Origin of the sequence: Corallococcus sp. CA041A, from assembly GCF_003612075.1 — a bacterium.
Lineage (GTDB): Bacteria > Myxococcota > Myxococcia > Myxococcales > Myxococcaceae > Corallococcus > Corallococcus exiguus.
Window position 1 is genome coordinate 1 of record NZ_RAWF01000205.1, and the last position, 17,762, is coordinate 17,762.

The 17,762-nt window shown below is 70.5% G+C and carries 13 protein-coding genes; 4 read left to right on the forward strand and 9 right to left on the reverse strand.

The window, feature by feature from the left end; all coding sequences use genetic code 11:
- From D7V77_RS29940 to D7V77_RS29965, 6 genes are all read right to left on the reverse strand, one after another.
- Positions 1–2,086, reverse strand: a 2,086-nt coding sequence (locus tag D7V77_RS29940; protein ID WP_147452205.1) for an ABC transporter permease, incomplete at its 3' end; no start/stop codon positions are given.
- A gap of 211 nt (positions 2,087–2,297) precedes the next feature.
- Positions 2,298–4,748, reverse strand: a complete 2,451-nt coding sequence (locus D7V77_RS29945; protein ID WP_120579712.1) for a PQQ-dependent sugar dehydrogenase — start codon at positions 4,746–4,748, stop codon at positions 2,298–2,300.
- Positions 4,749–4,802: 54 nt separating this feature from the next.
- Positions 4,803–5,342, reverse strand: coding sequence for a hypothetical protein (locus D7V77_RS29950; RefSeq protein ID WP_120579713.1), 540 nt, complete (start codon positions 5,340–5,342; stop codon positions 4,803–4,805).
- A gap of 97 nt (positions 5,343–5,439) precedes the next feature.
- A complete protein-coding gene (locus tag D7V77_RS29955; RefSeq protein ID WP_233597332.1) occupies positions 5,440–5,826 on the reverse strand; it encodes a hypothetical protein in 387 nt (128 codons plus the stop codon).
- A gap of 325 nt (positions 5,827–6,151) precedes the next feature.
- Positions 6,152–6,709, reverse strand: a complete 558-nt coding sequence (locus D7V77_RS29960; RefSeq protein ID WP_233597333.1) for a hypothetical protein — start codon at positions 6,707–6,709, stop codon at positions 6,152–6,154.
- Positions 6,710–6,787: 78 nt separating this feature from the next.
- A complete protein-coding gene (locus tag D7V77_RS29965) occupies positions 6,788–8,026 on the reverse strand; it encodes a citrate/2-methylcitrate synthase (RefSeq protein WP_233597334.1) in 1,239 nt (412 codons plus the stop codon).
- Positions 8,027–8,199: 173 nt separating this feature from the next.
- Between D7V77_RS29965 and D7V77_RS29970 the strand changes: the two genes are divergently transcribed.
- The gene (locus tag D7V77_RS29970; RefSeq protein WP_120579715.1) at positions 8,200–8,976 is read left to right on the forward strand and encodes a class I SAM-dependent methyltransferase; all 777 of its coding nucleotides are present in this window, start codon (positions 8,200–8,202) and stop codon (positions 8,974–8,976) included.
- Between the two features lie 61 nt (positions 8,977–9,037).
- The gene (locus tag D7V77_RS29975) at positions 9,038–10,384 is read left to right on the forward strand and encodes a S9 family peptidase (protein ID WP_120579716.1); all 1,347 of its coding nucleotides are present in this window, start codon (positions 9,038–9,040) and stop codon (positions 10,382–10,384) included.
- A gap of 7 nt (positions 10,385–10,391) precedes the next feature.
- Here D7V77_RS29975 and D7V77_RS29980 read toward each other — a convergent pair whose 3' ends face one another.
- Together D7V77_RS29980 and D7V77_RS29985 are read right to left on the reverse strand one after the other, a co-directional pair.
- A complete protein-coding gene (locus D7V77_RS29980; protein ID WP_120579717.1) occupies positions 10,392–11,420 on the reverse strand; it encodes a prephenate dehydrogenase/arogenate dehydrogenase family protein in 1,029 nt (342 codons plus the stop codon).
- 101 nt (positions 11,421–11,521) lie between these two features.
- Positions 11,522–13,024 (reverse strand): hypothetical protein, encoded by a 1,503-nt coding sequence (locus D7V77_RS29985; protein WP_120579718.1) that lies wholly within the window; start codon positions 13,022–13,024, stop codon positions 11,522–11,524.
- A 517-nt stretch (positions 13,025–13,541) separates the two neighbouring features.
- Here D7V77_RS29985 and fusA point away from each other — a divergent pair.
- Entirely contained in the window at positions 13,542–15,647 is a 2,106-nt protein-coding gene (fusA, locus tag D7V77_RS29990) for an elongation factor G (RefSeq protein WP_120579719.1), read from the forward strand.
- A gap of 128 nt (positions 15,648–15,775) precedes the next feature.
- Entirely contained in the window at positions 15,776–17,032 is a 1,257-nt protein-coding gene (locus tag D7V77_RS29995; RefSeq protein ID WP_120579722.1) for an RNA polymerase sigma factor, read from the forward strand.
- A gap of 9 nt (positions 17,033–17,041) precedes the next feature.
- On the opposite strand, the gene D7V77_RS30000 is transcribed toward D7V77_RS29995, so the two are convergent.
- Entirely contained in the window at positions 17,042–17,584 is a 543-nt protein-coding gene (locus tag D7V77_RS30000) for a hypothetical protein (protein ID WP_147452206.1), read from the reverse strand.
- Positions 17,585–17,762 lie beyond the last annotated feature (178 nt).

Consider the following 17,762-nt stretch of genomic DNA (forward strand, 5'->3'; position numbering starts at 1 on the left):
GCGCCACCCCCGCGAAGACGCTCGCCAGCAGGAGATAGAAGCGCAGCGGCGCCACCGTTCCATCCACCACCGACGCCAGCGTCCGCACGCTGCCCACCGCGAGGTTCGCGTCCAGCCCCCGGACTTCCGCCCGCACCGCCCCGGCCAGCGCGAGCGGCTCCCCGTTCGTACGGAGCACCAGCGTCATGTCCGTGGTCCGTGCCTGCTCATAGGGCACATACACCTCCGGCGCGGCGGGCGCGGCCAGTCCTTCCGTGGCCATGTTCGCCACCACCCCCACCACCCGGCCTCCGAACGCGCCGTTGCCCAGGTCCATGTCCATGTCCAGCGTGCGTCCCAGCGGGTCCTCTCCCGGCCAGAAGCGGCGCGCCGCCTCCGCGTTGATCAACACCGCGCGCCCACCCGCGCCCCGGTCCTCCGGCAGCAACCCCCGGCCGCGCAGCACGGGCACCCGCAGCGCCTCCAACGCGTCCGGCGTGACGATGCGCATGCTGGCCTGCCAGGGCTCCGTGCCCGGCGCCACCGGCCGGAGCGGGTCACGCACCGCGAGCGTCCACCGCTTCCCCTCCATGGGAACTGCATTCACCGCGCCCGCCACGGTCACCCCGGGCAGGCTCCGCAGCCGCTCGAGCAGCCCGTCGTAGAAGGCCGCGGGCGCCGCGCTGCCCATGGCGTAGCGGTTGGGCGGCAGGCTCAGCTTCACCGTCAATACGCCCTCCGGCTGGAAGCCCGGGTCGACCTGCCGCAGGTGCACGAAGCTGCGCAGCAGCAGCCCCGCGCTCACCAGCAGCAGCACCGCCAGCGCCGTCTCCGCCACGATGAGCGCCGCGCGGGTTCGGTGGTGGTGCGCCGCGCCGCCCGCGCCCTCGCCCGCCGTCCGCAACACGCGCGCCAGCTCCACCCGCGACGTCTGCCACGCAGGCACCAGCCCGAAGAGCAGCGTGGTGAACACCGACAGGCCCGCGGTGAACGCCAGCACCGTTCCATCGAGCGACACCTCGTCGATGCGCGGAATGTCCTGGGGCCCGAACGCCGCCAGCGCATCCAGCGCCCATAGCGCCGCGAGCAACCCGGCCCCGCCACCCAGCGCCGACAGGAGCGCGCTCTCCACCAACAGCTCCCGCGCGATGCGCCCCCGGCTGGCGCCCAGCGCGAGCCGCACGGACGTCTCCGCCTCGCGCGACGCGGCCCGCGCCAACAGCAGGTGCATGAGGTTGGCGCACGCGATGAGCAGCACCAGCCCCACCGCGCCCAGCAGCAATAACAACGAGGGGCGCACCTGGCCCAGCAGCACGTCGCGCAAGGGCTCCACGCTCGCGCCCATGTCCGCGTTCGTCGCCGGATGCCGCGCCGCCAGGCCCCGCGCGACCGCCGCCGCGTCTGCCTTCGCCCGCTCAAGGCTCACGCCGGGCCCCATCCGCCCATACACCTCCAGCCAGTGCGCGCCGCGCGCCTCCGGCTTCGTCATGGACTCGTCCTGGACGATGGGCGTCCACAGCTCCGCGCGCGACGGGAAGTCGAAGCCCGGCGCCATCACGCCCACCACCGTCCACGGCACGGGGCCGCCCAGGTTCACCGCGCGCCCCAGCACGTCGGGGCTGCCACCAAAGCGGCGCTGCCAGAGCGCATGCGACAGCACCGTGACCTGGGGCGCCCCAGGCGCGTCATCCCCGGCCCGGAGCGCGCGGCCCAACTGCACGCGGGGCCCCAGCACCTGGAAGAAGTCGGCCGTCACCAGCCCGGCCTGCACCTTCATGGGCGAGGCCTCCAGCCGGTCCGCCCCGAGCGTCACCATCGTGGGCGCCACGCCAGCGAGCCCCTCGAAGGCCCGCGTCTGTTCGCGCAGGTCCATCAGGTCCGGCGGCGACGTCGGCCCCGGTCCCTGCTGGCCCACGCTGAACAGCCGCACGAGCCGCGCGTCGTCGCGCAGGGGCAACGGCCGCAGCAGCACCGCGTGCACCACGCTGAAGATGGCGACGTTGGCGCCAATGCCCAGCGCCAGCGTGGCCACCGCCACGACGGTGAAGGTGGGGCTGCGACGCAGTCGCCGCAGCGCGAGCAGGAGGTCATGGAGGAGGGGAGCCATTGGGGACGCCATTGAGCATGGCCCATGCCACGGAGCGCGCACAGTCGCCCCCAGGCGACAGCGGGGATGAACCCGTCACTTCCCTGACCGGCGATGGGAATCCGCGTCCCGCTTCCGGACACGCGCAAGTGCCTTCATGCCGCGCTGAAGCGGAAATGGAACGGGAGGGCGTCCAGCACGGGCGCCCTCCCGTTTCTGTTTCAGCGAGGCCTCAGCTCGCGCGCGACCGCTTGCGACGGGTGGCCAGCGCGACGAGCGCCAGCCACGCGAGCGGCGCCACCGGGGCCGCGCCGCAGCCGCAGCCGGAGTCGTCCTCGGGCAGGGGATTGTTCGTGCCGGCATCCAGGGGCCCCGTGCCGGCATCCGGGGTCTCCGTGCCCGCGTCGGTGCCGGCATCCGGTTCGCCCATTTCCGCCTCCGCGGTGATGGTGAAGGACTGCTCCGCGTCCGGCGACACGCCATTGGTCGCCCGCACGTGCACGTCCACGGTGCCCGCCGCCGACGGCGTCCAGGTGATGAGGCCGGTGGTCGCGTCGATGCTCATGCCCTGCGGCACCGCGCCCTCCAGCGAGTACGTGGGCTGCGGCCGGCCCACCGCCTCCACGTCGTAGCGATACTCGATGCCCACTCCGGCGGTGGTGACAGGCGTGGAGGAGATGGTGGGCTGGAGCGGTTCGTCATCCGCCTCCACGGCCTCCAGCGTGCGCGCGTCCAGGCCCGGAATGGCGAGCGTGATGGTGGCCGTGCCATCCACGTTGTCCGCGTCCTGCGACGCCTGGAGCGTGACGGTCTGCGGCGTGTTCCAGTTGGACGTCGTGAAGCTGAGCGTGGACGCGGAGGCCACGGTGAGGTCCGGATCCCCCTGGGTGGACGCCACGGTGACGGTCACGTTCGACGAGGGCCGCAGGGACAGGGACACGTCGAAGGTGGCGCTGCCGCCCTCGGGCACGACGAGCCGGCGAGTGGACAGCACCAGCCGGGTCGAGTTGTTGTCGATGGTGGTGGCCACCACCGACTCGGTCGTCAGCCCCTCGGAGGCCACGGTGAAGGTGGCGACGTCCGGCTCCACGTCCGCGTCCTCCACCGCCTCGAGCACCACGACCTGCGGCACGCTCCAGTTCGCGGGAGAGAAGGTGAGGGTGCCACCGCCCAGCAGGCGCAGGTCCTCGGAGCCGCCCATGGCCCGCGCTACCTGGACCGCTACGTTGGCGGAGGGCGCCTGGGCCAGCCGCACGGTGAAGGCCGCGCGTCCGCCCTCCATCAGGCGCAGGTTGAGTCCGGACACCACCAGCCTCTGGCCGGTGGCCGTGGGCGTCACCCGGCGCACCACGCCGTTGGTGTACCCCAGCGCGTAGAGCGCGCCGTCCGGCCCCACGCTCATGTCCACGTTGGCGGAGAAGCCCGTGCCCCACTCGTCCACCGTCGCCACCGAGTTGTCCGCCGCCAGCGTGGCGCGCGTCACCTGGGCGCTCTTGTAGTCGCCGAAGAAGTAGTTGCCGCGGTACTCCGGCGGGAAGAGGGTCGCGTCGTAGAAGACGCCGCCGGTGATGGAGCCGCCCAGCGCCTGCGTCGTGACTGTGCCCCCGCCGCTGGTCGTGTCCGGCAGGCCCGGCTGGGCCACGGTGAAGGTGGTGGTCGTGGGCGCGTTGTTGGCGCTGGCGACGTAGAACTCGCCGTTGAAGCTCGCGTCCCCCACGCCTTCGAGCGTGAGCCTCTCCCCCTTGCGGAAGCCGTGCGGCGAGGCGGTGGTGAAGGTGGTGATGCCCCCGCTGCGCACCGCGCCCGTCGCGGTGACGGTGCTCGAATCAATCGTGTTGGTGCGGTACTTGATGACGGGGGTGAGGTAGTCGTTCCCGACGGGCTGGTTGTTCTCGTAGTCGTTGTAGCCGGCGTGGCTGCGCCGGCTCACGACGAAGACCTGCTCATAGCGGTCGCCCACGCCGTTGACCCACAGCAGTCCGGTGGCGGGCTGGAACGTGAAGGTGAACGGGTTTCGCAGGCCGCGCGCCCAGATGTATTCGTTGTTGGGGCCCACGCCGTCGTTGAACGGGTTGTCATTGGCGGGCGTGCCGTCCAGGTTGGCGCGGCTCATCTTGGCCGCCAGCGACGTCAGGTCCGCGTCCACGCCGGAGCCGTTGCCCAGATCGCCAATGGCCCAGTAGAGCTTCCCGTCCGGGCCGAAGCCCAGCCCGCCGCCGTCGTGGTTGTTGCCCGCCGTGGGCAGCCTCGTGACGACCTCCGTGCGCGCGATGCCCGTGCCGTTGGAGTCCGTGTAGCGGACGATGCGCTGCTCGGAGGCGGAGACGGTGACGAAGAAGTAGACGTACCGGTTGACCACGTAGTTCGGGTCGAACGCGATGCCGATGAGTCCGCACTCGCTGTTGGTGTGGACCGCGGGCTCCGTGGCGAACGTGCGCGTCACCAGCGTGGAGGTGCCCGGCTGCGTCTCCAGCACGCCGTCCTTCATGGCCACCGTCCGCACGACGCCGTTCTTCAGCGTGACGAACAGGCGCCCTGAACCATCCGGCGCCCACGCCATGCCGGTGGCGGGTGTCAGGCTGGTGGATGAATAGTTCGTTTCCACGAAGCCAGCCGGTACGGCGGCCCGGGCTGGCGCGGACATCATCAGGAACAGCAGTGAGGCCATGAGGGGGGTACGCATGGCCCCGAACCTACCGCACCCCGAGCGGGGCCGAGGCCCCACCCGGAGGAGTCACTATCGGGTCGCGGTGAAGTTCCGCTTGATGCGGCACCCCGCCACGCCCGCGTCACCGGAGGGTTCGACCGTCAGCTCGTACTCGCCCTCGAAGCTCGCGGGGGCGGAGGCCTTGGCGGGCGCGGGCTCCAGCACCTTCGCCTCGAGACTGACGGAGTAATAGCCCTGGTTGTCCGGCAGGGTCCGCGTGCCGAAGAGATTGAGGCTCAGCGAGTACTCACCGTAGTAGAGGCCCCGCAACTCCGCGTCGTTGACCGTCGTCGTGACGGTCGGGTTGTCGAAGGCCAGCACGAGCGGGCCCGTGGGCAGTCCCAGCCCCCAGGCCTCGCAGTCGGCGCCAGGCGGCGAGCTGTCCGTGAACTGGAGTTGATAGGTGCCCGCGATGGCGCAACCGTCCTCACATTCGTCGGGGCCGCTGTTGCAGCCCGGGTTCCCCAGGCCGCTGCCCATCGTCATCATCCCCACGGCGAGCAGCACCGGGATGCGGAGGAACGTCACGGCCTTCGGGGAACGGGCACCGCGGGGGGACTCGATGTGCATGAAAGACTCCAGGTGGAACGAGAGGGCGTCAGACTAGCCAACGCCTGCCCTGGTTCACACCTGGGGTCTGGGGTGCTTCACGCCGCGGCGATGCGCGTCACAGCGTCACGTTGCCGGACACCACCGCCGTGAACTTGCAGGGGATGTCGCTGGAGAGCGTGGCGCAGGTGGACGGCTGCGCCGGGGTCCACGTGGTGGCGTTGAGCTTGATGGCCGCCTGCGAACGCTGACGGTAGACGCCCGCCGCGTAGGGCGTGGGGTTGGCCGTCTGGCCACCGAAGTCCGTGTTCGTCTCCGGCCAGCAGCCGCGGCTGCCCGGGATGGCCGTCCAGGTGACCGTGCCCGTGCTGCTCACCGACTTCTGCTCCACCGTGGAGCAGATGTAGATGATGGGGTAGTCCTGGTCGCAATCCCAGGCAGACGCCTGGGCGCTGATGGGACCCCCCACGTCATACGTGTAGGCTTCGTCGCTTCGACCACGCACGTCGTGCCCGGGATTGCCTTCGTCACCTGGGACTGGACCTGCGCGATGTCGCTGCCGGAGGGGGACGGCTCCGTCGCTTCCGGCGCGGGGCCACAGGCGCTGAACGCAAGGGCCACCACGGCGAGGCTGCACGTCTTGAACTTGAACATGTGGGGTGTCTCGGGGGAAATGAACCTGACGCGCTGCCACCGCCCACCGTTTGAATCCCATGCATCAACATGGTTTCCAGGTGAGCAGTGACTAACGCGTCAGCAAGGTAAGGCTGTTCATCCCTTGCCGTCCACCCACGCGCGGTGCAGGAGCGTGGGGGACACACCCCGTGAACTCAGGGCGTGCGGGACGCCACGGCGGGCGCGGCGGTCATCGCCTGGCTGAGCTTCCGGGCACCTTCCGAGAAGGCGCCGCGTGCGATTTCCTGCCCGGAGGTGCCAAGCACCTGGGCGAACACGTGGTCGAACCCCTTCTCCAGGCCCATGGACTTGTGGGGTTCACCCTTGGAGTCCGCGACCATGTAGAGCGACGAGTCCAGCTCGGCGGGCGGTGCCTCGCCCTTCTGGCGGTACAGGTCCTTCATGGCGGCGAGCGACTCGTTGTGGCTCTTGCGGATCTCCCCGCGAGCAATGCCCTTGAAGAGGCCCGAAACGTCGCGCAGGTCCACGTGGATGACGACGATGGGCTTCTTCTCACGCACGTCGTAGATGAACTGGGAAGCTCGCTGGCGCAGCTCATCCTTGGTGCCCTTGTTGGCATACAGCACCAGGGTGGGCCGGCCCTGCCCGATGGGGACCTCCTTGCCGAACACGTCCTTGAGTTCAGCGGCGCTGGCCGGGAGAGCTCCCAGCAATCCGAGCAGGCAGGTCAGCAGGGCGGTCTTCTTCATCATGCAGTGGCTCCAAAGGGTGAAGAGTCGCAATGGGTCCACAAACATCGCCACCCCCATCCTGAATCCCGGCCGATGAATTCAATCTGTCCCTGGTGAAGAGGGGCCGACGTAGCGAGCCCTGGGGCGCAGCAGGTGGCCCTGCTCCCGCTGTTCCAGCACGTGCGCCACCCAGCCCGCCGAGCGCCCCACCGCGAACACCGTCGCCGCCGCGCCCTTCGGCAGCCCCAGCGCCTCCGCCAGCATCACCAGCCCCACCTCCATCGAAGGCGCGGGATGTCCCGCGTCGCGCATCACGTCCACCAGCGCGGCGCCCACGCGCACCGATCTCGCATCCGGGCGCAGCTCCCGCGCGGCAAGGACGAGCGGGGGCGTGCGCGGGTCTCCCTGGGGATACAGCCGGTGGCCGAAGCCCGGCACCGACTCGCCCCGGCGGACGTATGTGTCCACCACCTCCTTCGCCCGCTCCGGACGGCCCACCTCCGTGAGGAGCGCCTCCACGCGGTCGCACGCGCCTCCGTGCTTCGCTCCGGAGAGCGCCGCCATCGCCGCGCCCACGCACGAGTACAGGTCCGCGCCAGAGGATGCCGTCACCCGGGCGGCGAACGTCGACACGTTCAGCTCATGGTCCGCGCAGAGTACCAGTGCCTGGTTCAACGACGCCGCAGCGTGCGAAGAGCGGGCGTCCCACGCGTGCGCCAGCGAGTCCGCCACCGTCTGTTCCCTCAAGGCGTGGGCCACGCGCTCCGGCGCCCGGGCCGCGCACACCCACGCCGCCAGGTGACGCAGCAGGCCTCGGGCCCGCACGAGCTCCTGGTCCGGTGGCGCCGCGAAGCGCACCGCGTCCCGCGCGCCCAGCAGGGGCACCAGCGTCGCCAGCACCTTCGCGGGAGGCGTGCCCTGGGGCAGGAGCGCCGCCAGCGCGGAAGGAGGGATGGGGGCTCGTGTCGCGGGCCACGTCGTGTCCCGGTGTTTCGGTAGCGCGCCGGACCAGAGCAGCTCCGCTACGTCCTCGAAGGAGCGCCCTTTCGTGGCCAGCTCCACCGCGGAGTGGCTTCCCCGGTACGCCAGGCCTTTGGCCTCCACGCGCGAGACCGCGGAGTCGATGACGGGCTCGCCCCAGCGCAGCGCTCCCGCCGCCACCGCCGCGTGTCCCGCCCTCGCGTCGTGGCGGACCTTCAGCCGCTCCAGGTCCGCGCGTGCGTAGCGGTTCTCCTTCGTTCCCTGCACCGGCACGCACCGCACCAGTCCCCGGCTCACGTAGGTGTAGAGCGTCGCCAGCTTCACGCCGAGCAGCGCCGCGGCCTCGCTTGCCGACACCAGGGCTTCCTCGCGCTCAGGTCGATGTTCGAATCGAGATTGAGAGCGTCCACCGCGGCGTCTATCCATGCTCCATCCACCTCCTGGAAGGGGAGTGTCGGCGCGGCGCGCGGCCGCTGTCGACGTGTCTTTCCTGATGGACGCGTGGAGCCTTGAACCCTGGAGGACATGCCATGCAGGTGGACTTTGGCCGTACGTCGGAGGACTACGCCCGGCACCGCGCCGGCTTTCCGGAGGCCTTCTTCGAGAAACTCATCCGTGAAGGCGTCTTTCGTCCGGGCCAGCGCGTGCTCGACCTGGGCGCGGGCACGGGCACGCTCGCGCGGGGACTGGCGAAGCGCGGAGGTGACGCCACGGCGTTGGACCTCTCGGAGCCCATGCTGGATTCGGCGCGCCGGCTCGCGAGCGAGGAGGGGCTGTCCATCGACTTCCGCGTGGCTCCGGCGGAGCGGACCGGCTTGCCGTCGGAGTCCTTCGGGCTCGTCACCGCCGGCACGTGCTGGCATTGGTTCGACCGCGCCGCCGCGGCCCGCGAGGCCTTCCGGGTGCTGGCGCCGGGAGGCCGGCTGGTCATCGCGCACTTCGACTGGCTGCCTTTGCCGGGCAATGTCGTGCAGGGGGTCCACACGCTCATCGACACCTTCAATCCCTCGCAGGTCGCGCCCTACGTCGAGTTCGGACACGACGCCGGCATCTACCCGCGCTGGTTCCAGGACGTCGCCACCGCGGGCTTCACCGGCCTGGAGTCCTTCTCCTTCGACACCGTCGTCCACTACTCCCACGAGGCCTGGATGGGGCGGGTGCGCGCCAGCGCCAAGGTGGGCCCGGTGCTCTCCGAGGACGAGGCCGCCCGCTTCGATGTCGCGCACGCGAAGCTCCTCGCGGAGCGGTTCCCCCAGACGCCGTTCGCCGTGCCCCACCGCGTGTTCGCGCTGGTGGCGACGCGGTGAGTGACAGAAGTGGAGGCCTGCGGTGTTCGAAGCGCCAGCACTTCGCTGGAGGCCAGAGACCATGGGCATCACACTGGACCGTCGCTCCCTCATCCAAGCCAGCCTGGGGCTGACCGGGGGGCTTGCGCTCCTCCGGGGCGCTCCCGCAGCGGCGGCCGGACAGCCGTCCACGACCTCGTCGTCCCCCTCGTCTTCCGACGAGCCCCGGCCCTGGTGGGAGCTGGGCCTGATGGCGGACCCCATCATGGAGAGCCAACTCCTGCACTTCCTGGCCGGGACCTACAGCGCGCAGTCGGACATCAGCGAGGTGCTGGACACCGCGTCCCGCATCGTCGCGGGGGATGACTGGAGCTGGCCCAACGAGTGGGTGAGCACCGCCGACCGCATCCGCGCCATGGGCGACGTGAGCCAGTCCCGCCGCCATTCCATCAGCGCGGGCAATGCCTACCTGCGCGCCGCCAACTACTACCGCGCCGCGCTCATCCACCACCCCGAGCCCACTCATCCGAGCGTGGTCGCCACCGGGCGCAAGGCGGTGGACGCCTACAACAAGGCGCTGCACCTGTTGAAGATTCCGGGCACGCCCGTGCGCATCCCGTACGAGCGCACCACGCTGCCCGGCTACTTCTTCCGCGCCCCGAGCGCCCGGAGCATCGCGCCGCTGCTCATCTTCCAGCAGGGCCGCGACGCGTGGCCGGAGGAGTCCAAGTACGTCATCGACGCGGCGCTCGCGCGGGGCTACCACTGCCTCATCGTGCACGCGCCCGGCCAGGGCATGGCCATCCGCGAGCAGGGGCTTCCCTTCCGTCACGACTGGGAGCAGGTCATCCGCCCGGTGGTGGACTTCGCCCTGTGCATCGCGGGCGTGGACTCGCGGCGCATCGCGCTGCTGGGGTGGAGCATGGGCGGTGCGCTGGTGCCGCGCGCCGCCGCGTTCGAGCGGCGCATCAAGATCCTCATCCCCAACCCCGGCGTCCTCAACTGGGGCCAGTCCTCCTTCGAGCAGTTCAACATGTACTTCCCGGAGCTGATGCAGCTGCTGGACAGCAACCCCCAGGCCTTCGACGCGGCCATGGCCCAGCTGATGGAGCAGGTGTTCCTGTATCGCTGGTACATGAAGGACTCGATGTCCAAGCACGGCGTCAGCACGCCATCGGCCCTGCTCTTCGAGCTGCGCCGGTTCAACAACGAGCCCATCGTCCACCGCATCCGCTGCCGCACGCTGGTGATGGACGGCACCGCGGAGGCGTTCTCCCAGGGCCAGGCCCGGCTGCTCTTCGACGCGCTGGAGTGCCCGAAGGACTACATGCTCTTCACCACCCAGGACACGGGGCTCCTGCACTGCCAGGAGGGCGCGCAGGCCGTGGCCAACCACCGGATGTTCGACTGGCTGGACGAGTACCTCTAGCGCCGCGTCATCGCAGGCCGCTACCCAGTACGGCGCGGAAGACGGCCTCCACCTCCTGCGCGTCCACGCCCAGCTCCCGGGCCCACGCCCGGCGCACGGCGAGCAGCGTCTCCGTGCGAGCGGGCTCGTTCCCGGCCTCCTGGGCACGGCGCTGACGGCGGGCCAGCTCCTCGCGGCGGGCGAGCAGCTCCACCAGTTCGCGGTCGAGCGCATCAATGTGCTCACGCGGCTCGCGGGGCGCAGGCGCTTCCGGTTCCAGGCCGGGCACGGCGACGCCCGAAGCCTCCGGTGCTTGCGTCACCGTGGGGGCCGCCTCCAGGTCGCGGTGGATGTCCTGGAGCGCCGCGAGCAGTTGGCCTCGCGCCTGCGTGGCGAAGGGGTTCTCCTGCTGGATGGCGTTGAAGAGATGGCCCGCGTCCGCGCGCACGGTCTCGATGGTGCGCGACAGCGCCTTGAAGCTGGCCGGCGCGAAGGGCACGTCCGCCGCCGCGCCGGAGTCCACCATCCCCTTGGCCACGAAGAAGGTGAGCGCATGCGTGCGCGCCATCACCTGGTCATGGCCCTCGGGCGACTGCTCAATCACCTCGCAGCCCAGCCCCTCGTAGAAGCGCCGGGCGCGCGGGGCTGCTTCCGGATGCAGTGGGTTGGGGCAGAGCACGACGCGCATGGGTCGCTCGGCCATGGCCAGGCTCAAGGGGCCGAAGAGCGGATGCGTGCCTACCCAGGGCACCTGTTCGCCCAGCACCTCCGTCAGCGCCTCCACGGGCTTCACCTTCACGCTGCCCACGTCCAGCACCAGGTGCTCCGGTTTCAGGTGGGGCCGAAGGGAGCGCAGCACGTCCCGCATCTGGGGCACCGGCACCGCCACCACCACCAGCTCCGCCCCTTCCAGCAGCTCGTGTACCGAGTGCGCGCGGAGCGGCTCCGGGATGTCCGCCACCGGGTCCAGGGCGCGGTGCTCCACGCCCACCGCCTCCAGCAGCGTTCCCAGCGCGCGTCCAAAACGTCCGTATCCCACGAGTGCGACATGCGGCATGCGCCGGAGTCTACGCGGGCACGCGACCGATAAACGACCGCCGGGTCCCTCGTGAAGAGGAACCCGGCGGGGGACGACTTGCCAGGATGGACGGCCTGGGACTACCGGGCGCGGAACATCTCCACCGTGAGGCAGGACTCGGTCTTCTCCGGGAGGACGAAGAAGGGCTGCTGGCGGCTCAGGCCCTGGGACGTGCCAAGCCAGCCGTCGCCAATCTGCCCGGCGCCGTCGTACACCAGCGCCAGCCAGTCATGCTGCGCCGCCGGGATGAGGTCCGTGGTGTCGGCGTCGCGGTTGAGGCTGTACGCGTAGGACGCGGTCTGGATGACGCCGTCGCCGTTGAAGTCCAGGTTCGCGCTCGCGGTGCCGGCGCGCTGCACGCCGTTGATGCGCACGCCGATGTGGGCCAGGTCCGCCTCCGTGGTGGGCGCGACGGGAGCGAACGCGGAGACCTCGTTGACGGACGCCTCGCTGATGGCGGCGACGCGCACGCGCGAGTAGTCCAGCACGTTGTCCACGCCGTCCATGCGCAGGCCGAACATCTGGTACTCGTAGTTCATCTGGCTCAGGTAGTTGGCCTTGTAGTTGCTGTCGTCGTTGCCGCCGTGACGCAGGCCGATGTTGTGCCCCAGCTCGTGCATGAGGGTGCCGGCCTGCTGCAGCTCCGTGCCGCCCGCCACGGGCCAGCCGCCCAGCGTCACCACGAAGTCATGCGCGGGGATGCCGCGGGAGATGCCGCTGGAGGTGCCGCCGTTGTACGTGTTCGCGAACAGCGCGTAGTGGAAGAAGGGCGCGCGGCGCGACTTGAAGTACTTGGCCTTGATGACGTCGAAGTCCGTCCACACGGGGGTCAGGTCCGTGTCCGCGTCCGCGGCGGCGATCTGCGAGTCCAGCACCAGGTGCAGCGCGATGCCCGTGGTGCCGTTGGGGTTGGACACCGGCGCGTTGGCGAAGGACGTCGTCACGCGGTCCAGCGCCGCCTGCGTGGGCTTGCGGTCCGCGTAGTAGTCCACCTCCACGAACACGTCCTTCTTGCGCGGATCCGCGCCCCAGTAGCGCAGGTCCACGCCGCCGTAGCCGTACAGCTCCGCGAAGTCGCTGATGCGGTCCCCGTCCGTGTCGGAGCTGTTGGGGTTGGTGCCGTAGCGGGCCTCGGCCGCGTCACAGACGCCGTCGCCGTCGGAGTCCACGGCGTTGAGCGCGCACAGGTACACGGGCTGCACGGCGGAGACCTCATACTCGGTCCCGTCCTGCGTCATCGTCGTGTACTTGGGCCGGTGGTAGACGGTGACGGAGCGGAAGCCCGCGCGGCTGTAGACGAGCCGCACCGCCTCCTCGCCGGAGGCCGCGGTGATCAGCTGGACGTTGTTCTCGCCGTTGCGGTTGCCGTACGCGTCGAAGACGTAGAGGCCGGACGAGTCCGTGGACTGGGTCGCGAGCCCGGTGCCGCAGCCGGTGCCGCTGCAGGTGCCGGAGGCGACGATGACCGTCACGCCTGCCACGGCACTGCCCGACGCGGAGTCGTAGATGTAACCGTAGACACACCCATTCAAGCCGACGAGACCCATGGAGGCCGTCAGCAGGCTTTTGTAGAACGTGGACATACTTCCCCCTCGGAAGAACCAGGGGTTGGCTTCTGTCGCCAACCGCCACATGTACGGCGCCCGCGGCGGATATTCTTTCGGGGATTTATTTCCGGCCCTGGAACACGGGGAGGCCGTCGGGTTGACAGCGGGGGCTGTCTGTCTTACTCCTATCTCGTCATGAGGCCCGTCACTCTCCATGCCCTGCCTGTCCTGAGCGCCTTCGCGCCGGCGGCGGACGTGCGCCTCGCCCCCCGTCACGAGGTCCTGCTCGATATTTGAGCAGGCGGACCGGAGTCCTCCGGTGCGCGCGTGGCTGGTTGCCCGCGCACCGTGAGCTCCGTCTCCGCCCGTCCCCTCCCTGGGGGTGCCTTCGTGTGTCCTCGCGCGTTCCCGTGGCGGCCTGACGTGCCGTTCCGGCCCTGCGTGCGCGTGCGCGCCTGAAGACAGCCACCGGTCCATTCCACTCATCCAACCGGCAGCTCAATCCAATACACACCCGCGGGCCTCGCTGCCCGGACGGGAACGGGAGTCTTCCATGCCTCGCACCACGCGCATCGAGCGGTACCGCAACATCGGCATCATGGCCCACATCGACGCGGGCAAGACGACGCTCACCGAGCGCGTCCTCTTCTTCACCGGCCGCATCCACTCCACGGGAGAGGTGCACACGGGCTCCACGGAGATGGACTGGATGGAGCAGGAGAAGAAGCGCGGCATCACCATCACCTCCGCGGCGACGACGGCCTTCTGGCAGCCCCGGCACGGGCGGGAGGCGGGCGTGCCCCATCGCATCAACATCCTGGACACGCCGGGCCACGTGGACTTCACCATCGAGGTGGAGCGCTCGCTGCGTGTGCTGGACGGCGCGGTGGCGGTGTTCGACGCCAGCCAGGGCGTGGAGCCGCAGTCGGAGACGGTGTGGCGCCAGGCGGACCGCTACGGCGTGCCGCGCATCGCGTTCATCAACAAGATGGACAAGGTGGGCGCGGACTTCGCCCTGAGCGTGCAGTCCATGGTGGACCGGCTGGGCGTGCGCCCGGTGGCCGTGCAGTGGCCCGTGGGCGACGGCGCGGACTTCCAGGGGCTCGTGGACCTGGTGCGCATGCGGTTGGTGCGCTTCCAGGGCGACGACGGCGGCTTTGACGACGACGCGCCTGTGCCTCCAGAGCTGGTGGAGGCGGTGCTGCCGTACCGCATGCGCCTCATTGAAGTGTGCGCGGACCTGGACGCGGGCGTGATGGAGAAGTTCGTGGACGGGCGGGTGGAGGACATCACCGTGGAGGAGCTGGAGCGCGCGCTGCGCTCGGGCACGCTCGCGCGGACGCTGGTGCCGGTGCTGTGCGGGTCGGCCTTCAAGAAGAAGGGAGTGCAGATGCTCTTGGATGCGGTCGTCAGCTACCTGCCGTCACCCGCGGACGTGGCCTCCGTGGACGGCTTTGCGCCCGTCACCGGCGAGCGCGTCAGCCGTCCCGTGTCGGACTCGGGTCCGCCCGCGGCGCTGGCGTTCAAGTTGATGAGCGACAAGGCCGTGGGAGGCATCGTGTTCCTGCGGGTGTACTCGGGCACGCTGCGTGCGGGCACCGTCCTGCTCAATCCCGTCACCGGACGGAAGGAGCGGGTGGGGCGCCTGATGTTCATGCACGCCAACCGCCGCGAGGAGGTGGCGGAGGTGCACGCGGGCGACCTGTGCGCGGCGCTGGGGCTCAAGGGCGTACGCACGGGCGACACGCTGTGCGACCCGGAGGCACCGGTGGTGCTGGAGGCGTTGAACGTGATGGAGCCCGTGGTGCAGCTCGCCGTGGAGGCGCGCTCTCCCGCGGAGCTGCCGAAGTTGGAAGAGGGCCTGCAACGGCTGGCGGCGGAGGACCCGTCGCTGCGCCTGGGCGTGGATCCGGAGAGCGGCCAGGTGCTGCTGTCCGGCATGGGTGAGCTGCACCTGGAGGTGGTCGTGGACCGGTTGAGGACGGAGTTCGGCGTGGAGGCGCGCGTGGGACAGCCGAAGGTGGCGTACCGCGACACGCTCCGGAGCGCGGTGCGCCAGGAGTACCGCCACGTCCGCCAGTCCGGCGGGCCCGGACAGTACGCACGCGTGGTGCTGGACGTGGGTCCTGCGCCGCGAGGGGCGGGGCTCGTCTTCGTGGACGCCACGAAGGGTGGCTCCATCCCCCGCGAGCTGGTGCCCGCCATTGAAAAGGGCGTGGCTGGCGCCATGGCGAAGGGCATGCGGGAGGGCGTGCCGCTGGTGGACGTGGAGGTACGGCTGGTGGATGGGGACACGCACGTGAAGGACTCCACGCCGCAGGCCTTCATGGTGGCGGGCTCGCTGGCGCTCCAGGAGGCCGCACGGCGCGTGGGCGTGCAGGGGCTGGAGCCGGTGATGGAGGTGGAGGTGGTGACGCCTGAGGAGTTCCTGGGCGACGTGCTGGGCGACCTGGCGTCGCGGCGGGGACGGGTGTTGGGGATGGAGGCGAAGGGGACGGCGCGGTGCGTGTCCGCGCGCGTGCCCATGGCGCGCCTGTTCGGCTACGTGACGGCGCTGCGTGGCCGCACGCAGGGGCGGGCCCAGGCGAGCATGCGCCTGGGGACGTACGAGCCGGTGCCGGAGTCGGCCGCTGGCCTGGCAGCCGAGGCGCGGGCGTGAGGTGACGGCCCCGGGCTTCCCTGATGAGGGGAGGCCCGGGGCCGTGCTGTCTTCGCGGGAAATCGAACCCCCTGTCGATTTCCGGGGCGCCCATTCGACGTGCATTTGATTGAGTTCGCGCCGTGACGATGTCCAAGGCGCAGGCCGCGGTGCACGCGGTGTGGAGAATCGAGTCCGCCCGGCTCATTGCCGGGCTTGCGCGCATGGTGCGCGACGTGGGGCAGGCCGAGGAGCTGGCGCAGGACGCGCTGGTCGTGGCGCTGGAGAAATGGCCGGTGTCGGGCGTGCCTGAGAATCCGGGCGCGTGGCTCATGGCCACCGCGAAGCGCCGCGCCATCGACGAGATGCGCCGTCACAAGCTGCTCGCGCGCAAGCACGAGGAGCTGGGGCATGGGCTGGAGGAGGCGGAGGTGCCAGACCTGGACGCGGCCCTGGACGACGACGTCGGCGACGACCTGTTGCGCCTCATCTTCACGTCCTGCCACCCGGTGCTGTCCCCGGAGGCGCGGGTGGCGCTCACGCTGCGGCTGTTGGGCGGCCTGACGACGGATGAAATCGCCCGCGCGTTCCTGGTGCCGGAGCCCACGGTGGCCCAGCGCATCGTCCGGGCCAAGCGCACGCTGGCGGAGAAGGGCGTCCCCTTCGAGGTCCCTCATGGCGACGAGCTGGCGGCGCGGCTCGCGTCGGTGCTGGAGGTCGTCTACCTCATCTTCAACGAGGGCTATGCCGCGACCGCGGGCGATGGCTGGATGCGGCCGGAACTCTGCCAGGACGCTCTTCGCCTGGGCCGCATCCTCGCGGAGCTGGCGCCGGGCGAGCCGGAGGTGCACGGGCTGGTGGCGCTGATGGAGATTCAAGCGTCGCGGTCCCGGGCGCGGGTGGGGCCCTCGGGGGAACCCGTGCTGCTGCTGGAGCAGAACCGTGGGCAGTGGGATCAGCTCCTCATCCGCCGCGGGCTCGCGGCGCTGGAGCGCTCGGAGAAGGCCGGGCCGGCGGGGCCCTACACGGTGCAGGCCTCCATCGCCGCGTGCCACGCACGAGCGCGCACGCCGGAGGCGACGGACTGGCCGCGCATCGCGGCGCTCTACGCGGTGCTCGCGAGGCTCACGCCGTCACCGGTGGTGGAGTTGAACCGCTCTGTCGCCCTGTCGATGGCGTTCGGTCCCGCGGTGGGGTTGGAGCTGGTGGACCAGCTCGTGGCCGAGCCGTCGCTCAAGCACTACCACCTGCTGCCGAGCGTGCGCGGCGACCTGCTCCAGAAGCTGGGGCGTCTCAAGGAGGCCCGGGCGGAGTTCGAACGGGCCGCGTCGCTCACGCGCAACGCGAAGGAACAGGCGCTGCTGCGCGCGCGTGCCGCCGCCTGCTCGGGCGAGAAGCCGTCGTAGTCCCGCGCGTCAGGGGTTGTGGCAGTTGACGAGGTTGGTGATGCCGGAGCCCTTCACCCGGTAGTCGTAGTTGTGGTGGCCGGTGCCGTGGGCGGACTCGACTTCGGGCTGGGCCCTGAGCCAGGCCACGGTGGCGGCGATGTCGGCGCAGGGGGTGGGAATCTCCTGCGTGAAGCGCTGGTCCAACGCCTGCCACCGGCGGCTGCCCTCCTCGTAGCCCTTGCGCCGTGCCTCCACGAAGGCCGGGGTGACGATGGTCACCTCCCGCGTGTCCGAGCCCCGGGTGCTGCCGTCGCCGAAGCGAGCCTCCACGGACAGTCGCACGGTGCGCGCGGTGGACGTGTCCAGCGTCAGCTCCGTCGTCACCTCCGTTGCGCCCGCGGGCACTGGCACCGTGGCGAAGCGCTTCTTCACCTTGCCCCGTGCATCCACCTCCACGAACGTCACCGAGGTCACCGGGGGGACGACGCTGTCGAGCCCTGATGCCTCCACTGTCAGCGAGGCCTTCGTTCCGGTGACGTATTCCTCCGGTGCTCCGCGAAGTCCGATCAACCGGAGGCCGCCCGAGTCTTCGTCCTGGAGCGTCTGCTCGCACTTCAGGGATGTACCGCACCGGATTATTGAGACACCAGATTGGTTGTAATCAGGCCGCCTGCTTCGACTGCATCAGCGCTCGCCGGGCCTGACTCGGCGAGAGGAAGTTGTGGCGCTCCAGCAGCCAGTGCTCGTT